The following is a 2,154-nucleotide window of genomic DNA, read 5'->3' on the forward strand; positions in this document are numbered from 1 at the left end:
GCACGTTCGGTTCCACCGCCATGGCGCGGGCGAGCGCCACACGCTGGCGCTGGCCGCCCGAGAGCTGCGCCGGATAGCGCTTGTCGAGGCCGGAGAGCTGSACGAGGTCGAGCAGATCGAGGGCGCGCTTGCGGATCTCGGCCGACGGCGGGCGGCGATTGGAGGGCCGCACCTTCAGCCCGAAGGCGACGTTGTCGAGCACGGTCATGTGGCGGAACAGGGCATAGTGCTGGAAGACRAAGCCGATGTTGCGCTSCTGCACGGTCTTTTGCGAGGCATCCTCGTCGCCGAAGAAGATCGTGCCTTCGGTCGGGCTTTCGAGCCCGGCAACGAGACGCAGAAGYGTSGTCTTGCCGGAGCCGGAGGGGCCGAGCAGCGCGATCAGCTCGCCGGAGCGGATGTCGAGCGAGACGTCGTCGAGCGCCGGGAAGCGGCCRAATTCCTTGCGGATGTTGTGAACGCGCACGTCCATGACAATACCTTTCGAATGCCGGCTTTCCCGGTCAGTGCCTGCGGCTGGCGGCGATCTCGGCGCGAATTCCTTGCGGATGTTGTGAACGCGCACGTCCATGACAATACCTTTCGAATGCCGGCTTTCCCGGTCAGTGCCTGCGGCTGGCGGCGATCTCGGCGCTGTAGCGGATCTCCAGCGCCGTCTTCAAAATCAGGGTGATCAGCGCCAGCAGCGCCAGCAACGCCGCCACCGCGAAAGCGGCGACGAAGTTGTATTCATTATAGAGGATTTCGACCTGCAACGGCATGGTGTTGGTCTCGCCGCGGATATGGCCKGASACCACCGAGACGGCGCCGAACTCGCCCATGGCGCGGGCGTTGCACAAAAGCACGCCGTAAAGCAGCCCCCATTTGATGTTGGGCAGCGTCACATGCCAGAAGGTCTGCCAGCCCGATGCCCCGAGAGACAAGGCTGCCTCCTCGTCGCTACTGCCCTGTTCCTGCATCAACGGGATCAGCTCGCGGGCGACGAAGGGGAAGGTGACGAAGACGGTGGCGAGCACCAGGCCCGGCACGGCAAAGAGGATCTGGATGCCGTGGCTYTGCARCCAGGGACCAAGGACACTGTGCGAGCCGAACAGAAGCACGAAGACGAGGCCGGAGATCACCGGCGAGACCGAGAACGGCAGGTCGATCAGCGTCGTCAGGAAGGCCTTGCCCTTGAACTCGAACTTGGCGATCGCCCAGGCGGCGGCCACSCCGAAGACGAGGTTGAGCGGCACGGCGATGGCGGCGACGATCAGCGTCAGGCGGATGGCSGAAAAGGTTTCGGCATCGCCAAGCGCCAGCACGAATTCCGTCACGCCCTTGCGCAGCGCCTCGGTGAAGACGGCGGCGAGCGGCAAAAGCAAAAACAGCGCGACGAAGGCAAGCGCCGTGATCGTCAGCGTCAGTCGGGCAAAGCGGCTTTCGGAGGTGGCGGCGGCCAGTTCCGGCAGGGCGGCGCGAGGGCCGGAGGCCGGACTGAGGCCGGGACTGGGTGCTGAGGCGGCGGTCAGGTCATGCGACATAGACATATCTCCGCCGGCTCCAGGCCTGGATCGAGTTGATGAGGAGCAGCATGGCAAACGAGATCGCCAGCATGACCGCGGCAATYGCTGTCGCAGCCGCATAGTTGAACTCTTCGAGCCGGATGACGATCAGCAGCGGCGCGATCTCGGAGACATAAGGAAGGTTGCCGGCGATGAAGATCACCGAGCCGTATTCGCCGACACCGCGGGCAAAGGCGAGSGCAAAGCCGGTGAGGCCGGCTGGCAGCAACCCCGGCAGCAATACCCGGCTGATCGTCTGGAAGCGGCTGGCGCCAAGGGTGGCGGCRGCTTCCTCCACTTCCTTGTCGATCTCCTCCATGATCGGCTGCACGGTCCTGACCACGAAGGGCAGGCCGACGAAGATCAGGGCRATGACGATGCCGGCSGGGGTGAAGGCGATCTTGAGGCCAAGTGGTTCCAGGAACTGGCCGATCCAGCCGTTCGGGGCATAGAGCGTCGTCAGCGCAATGCCGGCAACCGCGGTCGGCAGCGCAAAGGGCAGGTCGACCATGGCGTCGATCACCCGCTTGCCGGGGAACCGGTAGCGCACCAATACCCAGGCGAGGATGACGCCGAAGACGAGATTGATAACGGCAGCGATAAAGGCCGT

Annotated in this window: 2 protein-coding genes and 1 pseudogene; all 3 read right to left on the minus strand. The window is 64.6% G+C overall.

Going from position 1 to position 2,154, the window contains the following annotated elements:
• Positions 1-472: pseudogene (locus tag ASD63_RS36420) on the minus strand (ATP-binding cassette domain-containing protein); the annotation flags it as partial.
• 130 nt (positions 473-602) lie between these two features.
• Entirely contained in the window at positions 603-1,523 is a 921-nt protein-coding gene (gene cysW, locus ASD63_RS31060; RefSeq protein WP_112773461.1) for a sulfate ABC transporter permease subunit CysW, read from the minus strand.
• Positions 1,513-2,154, minus strand: a 642-nt coding sequence (gene cysT / locus ASD63_RS31065; protein WP_060530362.1) for a sulfate ABC transporter permease subunit CysT, incomplete at its 5' end; no start/stop codon positions are given. The genes cysT and cysW, both read right to left, overlap by 11 nt.

The organism is Ensifer sp. Root558, assembly GCF_001427045.1.
GTDB lineage: Bacteria > Pseudomonadota > Alphaproteobacteria > Rhizobiales > Rhizobiaceae > Ensifer > Ensifer adhaerens.